Here is a 16,832-nt window from a genome sequence, read left to right as displayed (position 1 = left end):
CCATGACAGACCCGTCTTCCCGCATGCGCCGCATGCCCGATTCCACTACTCCCCGGCGAGGCTTGCGCGGCATCTGGCTCGCCTTCGTCGCGACGGTCGTTTTCGGTTTGAACCCGCCGGCGACCCGCGCCGGCGGCGCGCCGGAACCGGCGCTTTGCATCCCCGTCGCCTCGGGCGTGCCGGCCTTGGGCGGCGCGCCCAACTTCATCGACAGCGCCGCCGGCGAGCCCAATTACTGGCCGCGCCTGGACGATCCGCGCTGGCGCGGCTCGGCCGCGCGCAGCTTCGGCACCGGCGCGTCCGAGCACGCCTCGTTCCGCGTGCTGCGCAGCGGCGGCGCTGAGCCGCAGTTGTATTTGTCCTGGCTGGTCAAGGTTGACGGCCAGCTCGATCCCACCCTGGACTCGCTGCGGGTCGCCTTCTCCACCGGCGCCGATCCCGACGTGATGTTTGAGGTGCGGCCGTTCACCACCGTCGCCGCCAACATCGACGCCGCGCCGCCGATCTTCACCCAGACCCGCACCTTCGTCGCCAACGCCTGGACCAACACGCCCGCGGCGCCGGCCTGGCTCACGCCCAACACCCGGGTCTGGCTGGACAAGGCCTCGCAGCAGTGGGCGATCAACATGCGCCTGCCGCTGGTCTCCTCGCCCGCGGACTCGTTCAACAAGGGCTTGTACCTGCCCGCCGGCACCACCCAGTTCCGCGTCGCTTATGCGCTGCAGGTGAGCCAGCCGATGAACGGCATGGTCTATCACAGCATGGACCCCGACGTGACCTTGTTCGACCTGGCCACGATGCCGCCGGCCAACACCTGGCCGCTGGCCGATATCGCCCAGGCGCCGGGTTCGGCCGGTTGCGAGAAGACGCTCAGCCTGATCGCCAGCGATGTCGGCACCACCAACACCGACGGCGGCGGCAATCCGCGTCCGAACGAAATCAAGATCAACGGCGTCAACACCTTCTTCGCCCTGGTCAACAACGAAACCGGCGCGCCGGTGCCGGCCAATACTGTGTCGGCGACGTTCCGCATCGCCAACTGGGGCACCCAGCCGGATTGGAACGACGTCACCGATCCGACCAACACCTTGTGGCGGCAGATCAACTCCGCTCCGGTGAGCAACGGCGGGATCATCCCGGCCGGCAGCAAGTCCTCGATCGCCGCGGCCAACGCGCCCAACTTCAACTGGACGATGACCACGGCCGAACGCTGCGAATTCACCGGCCAGGCCGGCGACCCGACCTGCCCCAACGTCAACCCGATCCGGCGTCCGCACCAGTGCATGCTGGTCGAACTCAGCGGCGGCGGACTGAGCTACAACCCGTCCAGCGTCTATCGCAACATGGATTTCGTCGAGGCCTCGACCTTCGAGCGCGAAGCCCAGGTCAGCGTCGCCGGCATCAGCCCGCTCGGCGGCGGCAAGACCCACCGCGACGTGTTCCTGTACGTGCAGCAGCTGATGATGCCCAAGAGCGCGGATCGTCCAGATCCCAAGCCGACCCTGCTCGACTACGCCAAGGTCCGCGAGATTCTCGAAGGCGGCGGCAGCGAACAACCCGGCATCGCCGCCACGGGGCACAAGCCGCCGGGCAAGGGTTCGGAGATTCCGCCGCGTCCGCCGCTGGACGGCGAGTTCGAGGTGATGAACCAGCTCTACCCGACCTACCTGGTGCATGCGTTCCACGACAGCGGCAAGACCGTGACCGTGGAAGGCCAGAACCGGCACCTGCTGTATCCGCAGTCCTCGTTCGGTTACTACGTCCATCACGATGGCGCGCTGACCGGTTGGGACACCGCGCTGGAAGGCACCCAGCTGATCGCGCCGAACTACTACAAGGTGGTGGTGCCCGAAGGCGGCTCGACCACGGTCAAGACCCGGGTGGTGGCGCGCGAAATCGATCCGCCGACCCACCCCGGGATCAAGTGGTGGTGGTGGCTGATCGCCTTCATCGTGCTGATCCTGTTGTTCCTGCTGTTGCGGCGTAAGTCCGGCCCGTAACCCTTGATCGGGACACCCGACCCGCATGCGGCCGATCCAGCTACGACATCGCCGAGCCGAACAAGCCGAGCTGCGCAGCGTCGTGCTGCGCGGCTACGGCGGCGACGCGCTGCGGGCACGGCAAGGTCTGCAACGGGTACTGGACCGAGTGAGTTGGACGCCGCCGGAGCTGCCGGCCGACGCGCAGTTGCTGGTGCGCCGGCTGGCCGTGAACGGACACGGCGGCGGCGATTTGTCGGAGCGTTTGGCGCAGCGCGTGCGCGAACTCGCACGCGCTGCGCGCCGGCCCTGGCGCGATCCCGATGCCGCCCGCGCCGATGCGGTGTGGTTCGGCGCGGGCGAACTGGCGGCGTGTCTGATCCGCTGCCAGTTGCGCGGTGCCGGGTCGCGACCGTGGTGGTGGCAGGCCGCACTGGGCTCGACCGATTTGCAAGAGTGGCTGCGCGAACAGGTGCTGCAAAGCGGCGCGCAGGTGGTCGCGACTGTCGCGTTGTTGGCCGAACAAGGCGCGGCGGCGACGTGGATTGCGCGGATGTCGGCGCAAGACCTGGGGCTGTCGCTGCGGGCTTTGGCCGCGGATTACGCTGCGCCGCTGGCATGTCGTGACGATTGGGTACGGCTGGACGATGCGGCGGCCGGTGTCGTTTCGATGCGCGGCGATACCGGCAATGCGTCGAACGATCCGATTTCGCAAGAATTCGCCGCGGCGAGGCCATTGCCCGCCGTCGCGCGAATCGAAGCCATCGATTCTGCGTCCGCGCCGGCAAGCCGGACGCGAACGCGGTTGCTGCTGCTCGTTCCGGAACTATCGAGCGCGCAACTCGCGCCGCGGGCGCTGCGGTTGCTCGCGTATGCGCTGGCCGCGCAGCGCGATCCAGTGTGGCTGCGGACCGCGCAGTTCGCCGACGCCGTCGCCGAGTGGTCGGTTACACAACAATCATCCAATCCTGCGACAGCGACGCGCCCCGCTACTCCGTGGTCCGCCGCAGCAGAATTGTCGCCGCAAGTTCCCAAATCGGTGCCTGCTCGCGCTTGGACACACCCGGCGACGGACGCGACGCTCGCGAATACTTCGGCTCAGGCGCCAGCCTCGATGCCGCCCGTCCAATCGGCCGCGGTGCATGAACCGCTGCAGCCTGTACCACCCGCCATAACCGCAGACGAAGCAAGCGATCTTGCTTACCTCGACAGCCGACCGCACCAAGACCCGGCATCGTTCGACTCAGCCGACGCGAGCCCAATCGCGACGATCGACACCGACGCCTCCCCGCCTACGCCGGCCGTGCACGCGCACTGCGAAACGACGACCGAATTCGGCGGCTTGTTCTATCTGCTCAATATCGCCCTGTCGCTGGGCCTGTATGCCGACTTCACCGCGCCGCGCCAGGAGAATCTGAGCCTGTCGCCCTGGGATTGGCTGATACTGATCGGCGCGGACTGGTTCGGCGATGAACTGCGCAACGATCCGATCGGCCCGTTGCTGGCCGCACTAAGCGGACGCGAGCCGCACGAGCCGGCCGGTCGGGACTTTGTCGCCCCGCAGGATTGGTCGGTCGCCGATCATTGGCTCGGCGCCTGGAGCCTCAGCGACCAACTGCACTACCGCGGCGGGCGCCGTTTGCGGATCTGGCACCCGCAAGGCTTCGTGCTGGCCGATCTGCCCCGCGACCACCGCATCGCGCCCCACGCGCAAGCCGCGGCCTGGCGCGACGAACGTCCGGCGTTGAAGCACGCGCGCCTGCAACGCAGCCATCGCGATCTGCAGCCCTTGCCGCGCTCACCGACCCGCCGCTGGATCGCCTGCTTGCAACTGTATCTGCGCACCCGGCTGGCGCACGCCCTGGGCATGGCCGACAACCGCGACGCCGCCATCGACCTGCTCTGCCGCCACCGCGCGCAAGTGCGCTGCGACCTGCTCCACATCCACCTGCATTTCTCCCTCGACTCGCTGCCGTTGCCGCTGCGGCTGGCCGGCCTGGATCGCGATCCGGGCTGGATTCCCGCGGCCGGCCGCGATATCCGCTTCCACTACGACTGAGCCCGCCATGGACGCCTGCGCCGCATCGCCGGATCGCCCGCTCGACGCCGCCACCCATCTGCGCTTGCGTCTGCTGGAGGTGATCGCGCGGATCGTCGATGTCTGCGCCGAGGAAGGCGGCGCGCCAGCAGCCTTGCGCGCCTATCCGTTCCTGGCCGACTACGCGCACGAACTGCCGCAATCGCGCGACGCCGTTCAAGCCTGGGAAACGCAGACCCGCCAACAGCATGCGCATCTGCCGCTGCTGGCCTTGCGCGACGCCGGCCTGAGCGCCCTGGAACTGCAGTTGCTGCTGGCCGTGGGTCTGATCGAAGAAGACCCGCGTTTCGGCCAAGTATTCGCCGCCTCGCCATCGGCCCCGCAACGCCCGTGCATCGGCGTGCTGATGGCGTGGTGGCGCGAAGGCGACGACGGCGGCGACCGCGCCGGCGAAATCCGCGCCGGCCTGCAACGGCTGATCGAACTCGGCGCCGTAATCGCCAGCGATACCGATCTGCCGCGCCCCGACTGGCGTCTGGCCGTGCCGCTGAGCGTCTGGGACGCCTTGCGCACGCCGACGGTATCCGATCCGGCGTTGCGATTGATTCCGCTCGACCGCCTGTCCGCGCTCGACGACTACATCGCTCCGGCCCAAACCCTGGCCACCTGTTCGAGCTTGCCGGCGCTGCTGCGCTCCACGCCGGCGCCGGTGTTGTTGATCCGCGGCCCGGCCCAGAACGGCCGCAAGACCCTGGCCGGTGCGTTGGCGCGTACGCTGGGCAAATCGCTGCTGTTGGCGCAGCCGGCGATCCTCGACGATCCGGCGCGCTGGCGGATGTTCGGCCTGTTGTCGCTGCTGCTCGACGCGGTCCCCGCGCTCGCGCTGGAACTGGGTTCGGGCGAAAGCCGCGAAATTCCGGCGCTGCCGCTCACCGCCGCGCCGCTGCTGGTGATCGGCGGCGTTCGCGGCGCCTGGCGCCACGCCGAAACCCGCCCGATCCTGAGCATCGAATTGCCGATGCCCGGCCCCGAACAACGCTTGCGCCATTGGCGTCGGGCCTTGCCCGAGCAATCGCCCGATTCGCTGCGCGAATTCGCCGATAACATCCGTCTGACCGGCGGCGGCATCGCCCGCGTCGCCGCCAGTGCGGCCGGTTTCGCCATGGCCGCCGGCCGCGACGCCCCGCACGGCGACGACCTGCGCCAAGCCTGCCGGACCTTGCAGGACGCGCGTCTGGAAACACTGGCCACGCGGCTGCCATCGCAGCAAGCGCCGCATGAGTTGGCCGCCGACGAAGCCACCTGCGAGGAACTCGCCGCCCTGGCCGCGCGTTGCCGCTGGCGCGAAGCGCTGGCCGCCGACAGCGGCAACGCCGACGCCGCCGGGGTCGGCGTGCGCGCCTTGTTCGCCGGCCCCAGCGGCACCGGCAAGACCCTGGCCGCGCGTCGGCTGGCGGCGCAACTGGGCAAGGAGCTGTACCGCATCGATCTGGCCGCCACGGTCAACAAGTACATCGGCGAAACCGAGAAAAATCTCGACCGCGCCCTCAGCGCGGCGGAAGAACTCGACGTGATGCTTCTGCTGGACGAAGGCGATGCGCTGATGGCCGCGCGCACCGAGGTGTCGTCCTCCAACGACCGCTACGCCAATCTGGAAACCAATTTCCTGCTGCAACGGATCGAATCGTTCCAGGGCATCGTGCTGATCACCAGCAACGCCGCCGACCGGATCGACCGCGCCTTCGCCCGGCGCATGGACGTGGTGGTCAACTTCCGCCAGCCCGATGCGTGGCGGCGCTACGAGATCCTGCGCCTGCACCTGGGCGATGCCGACATCGACGAATACTGGCTGCAGGACGCCGCCAGCCGTTGCAACCTCAGCGGCGGGCAGTGGCGCAACGTGGTATTGCATGCGCGGCTGCTGTCGCTGCAAGCCGGCGCGGCGCTGCACAGCGAGCATCTGCATGCCGCGCTGCTGCGCGAGTACCGCAAGCACGGCGGCGCCTGCCCGTTGCGTCCGTACGCACCGGCGCGGCCGGCGCTGGCGGGCTGATCCATGCGCGCCCCGCCCGCCACCGCGATGCGATCGGCGGCGCCGGCCGCCAAGGTCGCGGCCGCGAGCGAGGCGCAGTCGGCGCGCAAGCCGCGCGTGTCGGGCCCAGCGGCTCCGGTCGGCGGACGACGCTTGAGCACTTTGTTGTCGCCGAGCGCATCGAACGGACTGGCCTCCACCCAGGAACGCATCGGCCTGCCATCCGGCGTGCAAGCGCAGATGCAGGTGTCGGCCAACACCGACCCGGCCGAACGCGAGGCCGACAGCGTCGCCCGCGCCGTCATGAGCATGCACGTTCCCGCCGAGGCGCCGTCGCCGGTGGCCAGCAGCGGCGCGGGCGTGCATCGCGCACCGCTGCAAGACCATGCGTCCGCGATCGGCATCGCCGCGCCGTCGATCCAGCGCAAAGACGGCGGCCCCGAGAACGCCGATCCGCAAGTCGAAGCCGAGATCCGCTCCAGCCTCGGCGGCGGCTCGCCGCTGCCGATGAAACTGCGCAAATTCATGGAGCCGCGCTTCCGCGCCGATTTCAGCGGCGTGCGCATCCATACCGACGGCAAGAGCGCCAAGCTGGCCGCGCGGCTGTCGGCGCGCGCGTTCGCGTTCGGCAAGGACATCTTCTTCGGCGGCGGCGAATACCGCCCGGACAGCCGCGACGGCGGCGAACTGATCGCCCACGAGCTGACCCACACCATCCAGCAGCGCGCGGTGGTGCAGCGTCAGGCCTCGCCGCGGATCGAACAGTCCGCGCCGGCCAAGGTCCAGCGCCTGGGCATCGATACGGTGCTCGACTTCATCGCCGACAAGGCCAATATCATTCCCGGCTTCCGCATGTTCACCATCGTGCTGGGGGTGAACCCGATCAACATGAGCCGGGTCGAAGCCAGCCCGGCCAATATCCTGCGCGCGGTGATCGAGTTCATTCCCGGCGGCGGCCTGATCACCCAGGCGCTGGACAACAGCGGCATCTTCGAAAAGGTCGCCAACTGGGCGGCCGCGCAGATCAAGACCCTGGGCATGGTCGGTTCGGCGTTCAAGCAGGCGCTGATGGACTTCCTCGACTCGCTGGGCTGGCGCGATCTGTTCAGTCCGGGCGATGTCTGGAACCGGGCCAAGAAGATCTTCACCGCGCCGATCGATCAGCTCAAGAACTTCGTCAAGAACTTCGTCACCGACATCGTCACCTTCATCAAGGACGCGATCCTCAAGCCCATCGCCAAGCTCGCCGAGGGCACGCCCAGTTACGACCTGCTCAAAGGCGTGATGGGCAAGGACCCGATCACCGGCGAGCCGGTGACCGGCAGCGCGGACTTGCTGATCGGCGGCTTCATGAAGCTGATCGGGCAGGAAGAAGTCTGGCAGAACATGCAGAAGTCCGGGGCGATTCCCAAGGCCTGGGCCTGGTTCAAGGGGGCGATGAGCGATCTGGTGTCGTTCGTCCTGCAGATTCCGCCGACCTTCATCGCCGCGTTCAAGTCGCTGGAGCTGGTCGACATCGTGCTGGTGCCGCGCGCGTTCGGCAAATTGGTCGGCGTGTTCGGCAGCTTCCTGGCGCGCTTCGTGTCCTGGGCCGGCAATGCGGTATGGAATCTGCTTGAGATCATCTTCTCGGTGGTCGCCCCGGGCGCGATCCCTTACGTCAAGCGCACCGGCGCGGCGCTCAAGAGCATCCTCAAGAACCCGATCCCGTTCGTGAAGAATCTGGTCAAGGCCGGCAAGCTAGGCTTCCAGAAGTTCGCCGGCAAGTTCCGCGGCCACCTCACCGACGGTCTGGTCGACTGGCTCACCGGATCGCTCAAGGGCGTCTACATTCCCAAGTCGCTGGCGTTGGGCGAAATCGTCAAGTTCGCGTTCTCGGTGCTGGGCCTGACCTGGGCCAACTTGCGCGAGCGCATGGTCAAGGCCTTCGGCGAGCCGCTGGTGGCGGCGCTGGAAAAAGGCTTCGACATCGTGGTGACCCTGGTCACCAAGGGGCCGGTCGCGGCCTGGGAACAGATCAAGGACGAACTGGTCGCGCAGAAGGACAAGGTGGTCAGCGGGATCATGGACATGGTGATCGAGGCCATCGTCACCAAGGCGATTCCGAAACTGGTGGCGATGTTCATCCCCGGCGCCGGCTTCATTTCCGCGATCGTTTCGATCTACGACACCATCATGGTGTTCATCCAGAAGATCTCCAAGATCATCCAGGTGGTCACCGCGTTCCTGGATTCCATCGTCGCCATCGCCGCCGGCTCGGTCGACGCGGCCGCGGCCAAGGTCGAGTCGATCCTCAAGGGCCTGTTGTCGCTGGCGATCAACTTCCTGGCCGGGTTCGCCGGGCTGGGCAAGATCGCCAACAAGATCAACGGCATCATCGAAAAGATCCGCGCGCCGGTGTTCAAGGCGATGGACTCGCTGGTGGCGTGGATCAAGAAGATGGCGATGAAGGCCGGCAAGTTCCTGCTCGACAAGGGCAAGGCCGCGGTCGATTTCCTGTTCGAGTGGTGGAAGAAGAAGGTGCCCTTCTCCGACAAGAAGGGCCGCTCGCACAAGCTGTTCTTCTCCGGCTCCGGCGCCAACGCGCGGCTCAAGGTGGCCAGCGCGGAGATGTTCACCGAGGAATTCATCGCCAAGGTGCAAAAGGCCTTCAACGACGAACCGCTGGCCAAGGCGTTCGGCCTGGAGTACTTCAATCGCGCGATCAAGACCAAGGCAGAGATCGACAAGCTCAAGGCGCGGCTGGAACAAGAGAAGAAGGTCAAGTCGCTCGCGGCCAAATCGACCGACGAAAAACTGCAAAACGAGATGAACAGCCTGTCGGGCAATATGCGGGTGTTGTTCGACATCCTGCCGGAAAACGCCAGCGACGATCTGCCGGTCAAGCGCGGCGACAAGATCACCCTGCCCTATGGCGGCACCGCCCGGATGGGCGAGGTATTGTTCGTCAGCACCTTGCGGGTCAACCACGACATCAAGTCGGTCGGCGCCCGGATGATGAGCATCGACACGCCGAAGTTCAAAACCCAGTGGGCGGCCGGCGAGATCCGTCCCTACGTGGAAGACGGAGCGCGCGAGAAGTACCTGGGCGCGACGCCAGGCAAAGCCTCGCTGACCGGTCGCACGGTCATCGCCCGCTACAAAGTCGAAACCCAGAACAACGTCGTCGTGGTCGAATGGAAGCCCGGCAAGTGGCATCCGTTGTCGGATTGCGACATGAGCCACGAACCGGTGGACGCGGTCGACTACTGGAACAGCGTACGCAAGATCACCACGCCCAAGTCCGACATGATCCGCGCGTGGATGCTCAACGCGGCCAATTATGTGCTTGAGCCGTCGGCCTTGAACCGCTCGCGCGGATCGCGCGCCGGCAACAAGTATCTGCCGCCATGAGCCAGTCCTCGCCGCTGCGCGCCGACCCTGCGCTTGCGTTGAGCGCATACCGCGGGCTGCATGCCGGCGCCAGTGTTGTGGTCTGCGGCTGCGGGCCGTCGCTGCCGCAACTGCCGCGAACGCAGGAACTGCTCACCATCGGCGTCAACGACGTCGGCCGCTTGTTCGATCCCACCTATCTGGTCGTGCTCAACCCGCCGCAGCAGTTCAAGCACGACCGCTACGTCCACGTCCGCGCCTCCAATGCGCGGGCCTTGTTCACCCAGCTCGATCTGGGCACGGTCAAACCGCCGCTGGTGCGGTTTCGCCTGGGCGCGTACGGCGGCACCGATTCCGGTGCGGACGATTGCCTGCACTACACCCAGAACTCGCCTTACGTCGCCGTGTGTCTGGCCGCCTACATGGGCGCGACCCGGATCGGCCTGATCGGCGTGGATTTCACCGACGATCATTTCTTCGCCGCCACCGGCCGCCATCCGCTCGCCGGCCGATTGCGCGAGATCGATGCGCAGTACGGCCGCCTGGCCATCGCCTTGCGCGGACGCGGCGTCGAACTGGTCAATCTGAGTCCGATCAGCCGCCTGAGCCAGTTGCCGCGCGCCGGCATCGACGACAGTTGGAACGCCGCGAACCTTGCCGGCGGCATCGCCAGCGCGCCTGCTTCCCCACCTCACCGCGTCGCCCCGCCCGCGCCCGCCAGGAGTCCGCAGATGAAGATCGCCATCGAAAAACGTTCCGGCGGCGTGGTCGGCGCCTTGCTCGACGCGCTCGCGGTCAGCGCCGCCGGGCTCGGCCACTCGGTCGCCCGCGATCCCCGCAGCAGCGCCCACAACCCGCGCGTGCTGTCGATCGTCTGGAACGGCCGCGGCTATACCACCCAAGGCCCCACGCTGTACTGCGAACACGGCTGGCTGCCCCGTTCGGACTATCAGATCAGCCCGCGCGGCATCAACGCCGATTCGCATGCCGCGCCGTTCGCCTGGGACGGGCGCGCGCTCGACGGCGAACGTGACGCAGCGCTGCAACGCCGGCTGGATGCGATCAAGAGCGCCGAGTTCGACGGTTACTACCAATACATGCAGGCCAACCGCCCGCAATCGACCGCGCTGCCGGAACGGTTCCTGCTGGTGCCGCTGCAGATCGAGTCCGACACCAACATCGTCCGGCATGCGCCAGCCCGGTTGCGGACCATGCAGGCGCTGATCGATCACGTCTCGCGCCTGGACCCGCCCTGGCCGGTGATCTACAAGCAGCATCCGGCCGATGCGCGCACCGGCAATCGCCACCTGCGCCTGCAACTGCGGCGGCGCCAGGATCTGCTGTGGCCGCAGACCCGAGGCAATATCCATCAGATGCTGCGCAGCGGCCAATGCGCCGGCATCCTCACCCTCAACAGCAACGTCGCCCATGACGGTTTGTTGTGGGACGTGCCGGCGATCGTGCTCGGCCGCAATGTCTGGCCCGCGCAGGCGCCGGTGCAACCGTTTCTGACCCAGGTGCCGGACGACTGGTCGCGTCTGGCGGCCAGCGTCAGCGAGGCCGATTCGGTCGCCTGCCGGCGCGCTTATGCCTGGCATCTGATTTCGCACCAGGTCAGTCTTGCCGAATCCTCCGATCCGGACCGAGTAGCGGCGCTGCTGGAGTTGGCCTTGCGCGAACGGCCGCTGCCGCGCACCGGCTCGGTGATTCCGCGGATCGTGCCGCGCGCCGCGGCGCCGTCGATACGGCCGGCTGTTTCGCATCCGCCGACCATCAATGTGGTGGCGCAGAACAAGGGCTGGTTGTTCGAGCGCTGGAAGCAAGTGTTGGCCGGCCGGTCGTTGCCCGGTTATCGGATCCAGGCCAGCGAACGTCCACTCGCGCATGCGCGAGCCTGGATTTTCCTGCGCGCCAGCGAGGCCGGCTTGGCGCCGGATCCGATGCGCAGCGTGGTGCAGCTGCACGATCTCAGCGATGCCGCCGCTTACCGCCGCGACGGCGCGCGTGCGGAGGTCGCACGATGCGCGGGGTTGCTGCTCGCCCATCCCGATCAGCAGCCGCTGCTGGAATCGGCGGGCATCGATCTGTCGCAACGCCGCTGGCGCCTGCAACCTGTCGGTTGGAGTGCGGGCACGGCATTGGCGGTGGCCGGCGGCGCCTTGCCCAGCGTGGCCTGGGTCGGCCGGCCCTGTAGCGGCCGCGACGGTGTCGATGCGAGCGGCTTGCCGCAATTTATCGCCGCCGCGCGCGGTCTGCGCGGACTGGCGCGGGTGGTCCTGATCGGCGAACGCCTCGACGCGGCGCTGCGCGAGCTCAAACGCGCGGGCGTGGACTGCGCCTGCTGGCCGTTGAATCAGTATCCGCTGGCGCGCTGCGGCGAATGGATCGGACGATTCGACGCGGTCGCCGTCACCGGAACCACCGACTGCGCGCCATGGCCCTTGTTCGACGCGATCCGTGCCGGGGTGCCGACCATCGCCGCGCGCGTCGGCTGGGCGCCGCGATTGCTGGCCGATGGCGAGTGCGGCGTTCTGGTCGACGACGCCGACGGTATGCGCGAGGCGATCCTGGCCGTGCTCGCGCGCCCCGAACATTGGACGCAACGGCGCGCCCACCCGGCGCCGCGCTGCGCCGAGTACGGCATCGACGCCTGGGCGCAAGCCAATCTACGACTGGCGGCCGAGCTGGCCGGCGATGCGATCCGCGAGGTGGCATGAGCGCCGTCCGCCCTGCTTCGCGAAGCAAGCCCGCTCAAGCCAAGCAAGCGCGCCGGCGCGGGCCGGCCCCGCCTTGGCTCGGCGACCAAGCGCTGAGCCTGCTGCTGCGGGACTACGATTTCGACAGCGTGCTCGACGTGGGCTGCGGCGACGGACGTCAGGCCCGGCACTTGGCCGCGCACGGCAAGCGCGTCACCACGGTCTCGTTCGAAGCCTACGCCGGCTATAGCCCGGACTTCGTCGGCGACTTCGCCGATTTCCGCAGCGAGCAACGTTTCGACCTGGTCTGGTGTTCGCACGCGCTGGAACACCAGAGCAACGTCGGCGCATTCCTGCAACGCCTGCTCGGCTTCGCCCGCGAAGACGGTTGGCTGGCGATCACCGTGCCGCCAGCGCGGCCGGGCATCGTCGGCGGCCATCTGACCCTGTGGAACGCCGGCTTGCTGCTGTACAACCTGATCGTGGCCGGAATCGATTGCCGCGACGCGCGGGTCAAGAGCTACGGCTACAACATCTCGGTAATCGTGCCGGCGCGTCGCGCGCAATTGCCGCCGTTGCGCCACGACGCCGGCGACATCGAACGCCTGGCGCCGTTCTTTCCGATGCCGGTCGCGCAAGGCTTCGATGGCCGGATCGAACAGATCGGCTGGGACCGCCCGCCCGCGCCGCGGGCGAAGCGTGACTGAACGCGCGGATGCGCATGCGCGTCGCAGTTATGTCGGCATTGAATACGATTGCAAGCGTCCTTGTGCGCCCATCGTCGGGCGTAGAGTGAATCCGAATACGCGCCCGGTGCGCGTTTTCGTCCTCAGCTCAGCAAGGAGTACGCGGCGATGCGCAAGGCAGTGCAATGGCGGGACCGGTCCGATCGCCTCCGTCTTGGGTTGAGTGCGGCCTTGCTGGCGGCGGCGATGGCGCCGGCGCACGCGGCGATCGACGCGCAGCAACTCGGCGCCCGCTACGACGCCGCGCAGAGCAACCTCAACATCCGCGTGTATTCCTCGCGCGCCACCCGCATCGAAGTGTTCCTGTACAAGCAGGCCACCGGCGCGCAGGAAGTCGCCCGTCTGGTCCTGAGCAAGGACGCGGCCAGCCAGATCTGGTCGACCTCGGTGCCGGTGACGACGATCAAGAACACCTACGGCATCACCGGCACGGTGTATTACGGCTATCGCGCCTGGGGCCCCAACTGGCCGTACAACGCCGCCTGGACCAAGGGCAGCGCCAGCGGTTTCGTCAGCGACGTCGACAGCGCCGGCAACCGCTTCAACCCCAACAAACTGCTGATCGACCCGTACGCGCGCGAGATCAGCCAAGACCCCAGCACCGCCGCCTGCACCGACGGCACCGTGTACGCCACCGGCGCCAGCCACCGCAACAAGGACAGCGGGCCGTGCGCGAGCAAGAGCATCGCCCTGGCCGCCGACACCAGCTCGACCGGCAGCAAACCCACCCGCGCGCTCAAGGACGAAGTGATCTACGAAGTCCACGTGCGCGGCCTGACCCGCAACGACGACAGCGTGCCCGCGGCCGAGCGCGGCACCTACAAGGGCGCCGCGCGCAAGGCCGCGGCGTTGGCCGCGTTGGGCGTGACCGCGGTGGAATTCCTGCCGGTGCAGGAAACCCAGAACGACCAGAACGACGTCGATCCGAACTCCACCGCGGACGACAACTACTGGGGTTACATGACCCTGAACTACTTCGCTCCGGACCGCCGCTACGCCTACGACAAAACCCCCGGCGGCCCGACCCGCGAATGGAAGGCGATGGTCAAGGCCTACCACGACGCCGGCATCAAGGTGTACATCGACGTCGTCTACAACCACACCGGCGAAGGCGGCGCGTGGAGCGGCACCGACGGCAAGACCGTCTACAACCTGCTCTCGTTCCGCGGCCTGGACAATCCGGCCTATTACTCGCTCAGCGCCGACTACCAGTATCCCTGGGACAACACCGGCGTCGGCGGCAACTACAACACCCGCCATCCGATCGCGCAGAACCTGATCGTCGACTCGCTGGCCTACTGGCGCGATGCGCTCGGCGTGGACGGCTTCCGCTTCGATCTGGCCTCGGTGCTGGGCAACAGCTGCCAACACGGCTGTTTCAACTTCGACAAGAACGACAGCGGCAACGCGATCAACCGCATCAGCGCCGAACTGCCGCCGCGTCCGGCCGCGGGCGGCGCCGGCGTGGACCTGATCGCCGAGCCGTGGGCGATCGGCGGCAACTCGTATCAGGTCGGCGGCTTCCCGGCCGGCTGGGCCGAATGGAACGGCTTGTACCGCGACGCGCTGCGCAAGAAGCAAAACAAGCTCGGCGTGGAAACGGTCACGCCCGGCACCTTGGCCTCGCGCTTCGCCGGTTCCAGCGATCTGTACGGCGACGACGGTCGCAAGCCCTGGCATTCGATCAATTTCATGGTCGCCCACGACGGCTTCAGCTTGAACGATCTGTACGCCTACAACAGCAAACAGAACAATCAACCCTGGCCGTACGGCCCGTCCGACGGCGGCGAAGACCACAACATCAGCTGGGACCAGGGCGGCGTGGTGCTGGAACAACGCAAGGCCGCGCGCACCGGCCTTGCGTTCATGATGCTGAGCGCGGGCGTGCCGATGATCACCGGCGGCGATGAGGTCTTGCGCACCCAGTTCGGCAACAACAACACCTACAACCTCGACTCGGCGGCGAACTGGCTGTACTGGACCCGCAGCGCGGTCGAGGCCGACCACGAGACCTACACCAAGCGCCTGATCGCCTTCCGCAAGGCGCACCCGGCGCTGCGTCCGGCCGGTTTCTATTCCGGCAGCGACGGCAACGGCAATGTCATGGAGCAATTGCGCTGGTTCAAACCCGACGGCGCCCAGGCCGACGCGGCGTACTTCAACTCCGGCGACAACCACTCCCTGGCCTGGCGCATCGACGGCAGCGAGTTCGGCGACAGCGCCAGCGCGATCTATGTCGCCTACAACGGCTGGTCGGGGCCGGTGAATTTCACCCTGCCGTGGCCGGGCAACGGCAAGCAGTGGTATCGCGTGACCGACACCGCGACCTGGAACGAAGGCCCGAACGCGGTCGCCCTGCCCGGCGGCGAAACCCTGATCGGTGGCGAGAACACCGGCTATGGCTTGCAGGCGCGTTCGTTGTTGTTGCTGATCGCCAAGTAGCGGCTGAATGCGGCGGCGCCACATGGCGCCCTTTGCAGGAGCGGCGCGAGCCGCGACCGCGATGTTTCGGACTCGCGCCGCGAGCTTGCAACCCCGCGGTCGCGGCTTGCGCCGCTCCTACAGGGCGAGTCCGCGACATCGTTCGAGGCGGATCGGTCGCGTCATCGCCGGGGTGTAAACGCCGCCTATCGCTGCGCGTTGCCTACCTTCGTCGCCGTGCGTCCCGCGTCGGCTGCAACCTAAGCGCAGCGACAAATTCACGCGGCCTAGTTTGCGGACATGAAACGCTCGGCGACTCGCGGCCCCACCCGGCCGCGGAGTCCACGCGACCGCTTCCACGCCAACCAGCGGTTCGCGCATTCGGGCGTTCGTTGGCGCAATCATTGGGACTACGATCATGAGCGGCAAACCCACCATCGTTCTCGTACACGGCTTCTGGGGCGGCGCGGCGCATTGGGGCAAGACCATCGTCGAGCTTTCGCGCAAGGGCTACAGCGACATCAAAGCGGTCGAAGTACCGCTGACCTCGCTGGCCGACGACGCCGAGCGCACCCGCAAGATGATCGAACAAGCCCCCGGCCCGGTGCTGCTGGTCGGCCATTCCTACGGCGGCGCGGTGATCACCGCGGCCGGCGGTCACGACAAGGTGGTCGGCCTGGTCTACATCGCCGCATTCGCGCCCGACACCGGCGAGAGCCCGGGCGGCATTACCCAGGAACATCTGCCGGTCGCCGCGCCGAATCTGGCGCCGGACAGCGACGGGTATCTGTGGCTGAAGGCCGACAAGTTCCACGAGAGCTTCTGCCAGGATCTGACCGCCGACGAAGGCCTGGTCATGGGCGTGACCCAGAAGGCGCCGCTGGCGAGCACCTTCGGCGACACCATCAGCGAGCCGGCTTGGCGTTCCAAGCCGTGTTGGTATCAGATTTCCAGCGAGGACCGGATGATCGCGCCGGAGAATCAGCAGCGGATGTCGGCGCGGATGAATGCGAAGAAGGTCATTACGCTCGATGCCAGCCATGCGTCGTTGGCTTCGCGGCCGGCTGAGGTGGCGGGGTTGATCGATGAGGCGGCCAAGGCCGTCGGTTAAGTCGGCGGTAGCAACGGCGTTCGTAGCCGTTACAGCCATGCAGTCACCATAACGCCCTTCTCCCGCTTGCGGCGACCGAAGGGAGTGCAAGGCTGAGAAGGTGCCCGAAGGGCGGATGAGGGCGCTTTTGCTTTTGCAGTTGCTGTTGCCGTTGCCGTTGCTGTTGCTGTTGCTGTTGCCATTGCTCTGGCCTGGCGGCGCATCTAACTCGCGATAGCAAAAGGACACCCGAAGGGCGGCGCACAAGGACGTGCGCCGGGTTCCGTCGTGGGCAGGATGCCCACTACGGAACCTGCCCGCGCAGGCACCGCACTCGTGGCTTTTGACTCGAAACAGGGAGAGCATTTTTCTTTGGTGACTTTCTTTTGTTGCTCTGGACAAAAGAAAGTTACCCGCCGCTTTAGTGGCGGAAGCATTTGATCTTGCTTGTCATCACA

8 protein-coding genes are annotated in these 16,832 nt (G+C 67.2%); all 8 read left to right on the top strand.

The features are described from left to right. Nucleotides 1–2: 2 nt before the first annotated feature. Nucleotides 3–2,000, top strand: a complete 1,998-nt coding sequence (locus V7787_RS05900) for a hypothetical protein (protein WP_336086445.1) — start codon at nucleotides 3–5, stop codon at nucleotides 1,998–2,000. Between the two features lie 25 nt (nucleotides 2,001–2,025). Next, on the top strand, nucleotides 2,026–4,038 hold the full coding sequence (locus V7787_RS05895; protein ID WP_336086443.1) for a hypothetical protein: 2,013 nt from the start codon (nucleotides 2,026–2,028) through the stop codon (nucleotides 4,036–4,038). A gap of 7 nt (nucleotides 4,039–4,045) precedes the next feature. Beyond that, complete coding sequence (locus tag V7787_RS05890; protein ID WP_336086440.1) at nucleotides 4,046–6,070, top strand: ATP-binding protein; 2,025 nt, start codon at nucleotides 4,046–4,048, stop codon at nucleotides 6,068–6,070. A gap of 3 nt (nucleotides 6,071–6,073) precedes the next feature. Further along, complete coding sequence (locus V7787_RS05885; RefSeq protein WP_336086438.1) at nucleotides 6,074–9,442, top strand: DUF4157 domain-containing protein; 3,369 nt, start codon at nucleotides 6,074–6,076, stop codon at nucleotides 9,440–9,442. Then, nucleotides 9,439–12,138, top strand: coding sequence for a glycosyltransferase (locus V7787_RS05880; protein ID WP_336086436.1), 2,700 nt, complete (start codon nucleotides 9,439–9,441; stop codon nucleotides 12,136–12,138). The genes V7787_RS05885 and V7787_RS05880 overlap by 4 nt, the downstream gene beginning before the upstream one ends. Further along, nucleotides 12,135–12,824, top strand: a complete 690-nt coding sequence (locus tag V7787_RS05875; RefSeq protein ID WP_336086434.1) for a class I SAM-dependent methyltransferase — start codon at nucleotides 12,135–12,137, stop codon at nucleotides 12,822–12,824. The genes V7787_RS05880 and V7787_RS05875 overlap by 4 nt, the downstream gene beginning before the upstream one ends. Before the next feature lie 147 nt (nucleotides 12,825–12,971). After that, entirely contained in the window at nucleotides 12,972–15,305 is a 2,334-nt protein-coding gene (locus V7787_RS05870; protein WP_336086432.1) for an isoamylase, read from the top strand. Nucleotides 15,306–15,702: 397 nt separating this feature from the next. Further along, nucleotides 15,703–16,395 carry an alpha/beta hydrolase gene (locus V7787_RS05865; protein WP_336086430.1) on the top strand — a complete coding sequence of 231 codons (693 nt, stop codon included), beginning with the start codon at nucleotides 15,703–15,705 and terminating at the stop codon, nucleotides 16,393–16,395. Nucleotides 16,396–16,832: the final 437 nt, after the last annotated feature.

It is taken from the genome of Pseudomonas sp. CGJS7 (genome assembly GCF_036961695.1).
The sequence above is the reverse complement of the archived record's forward strand: the minus strand, read 5'-3'. Positions and strand labels throughout refer to the sequence as shown.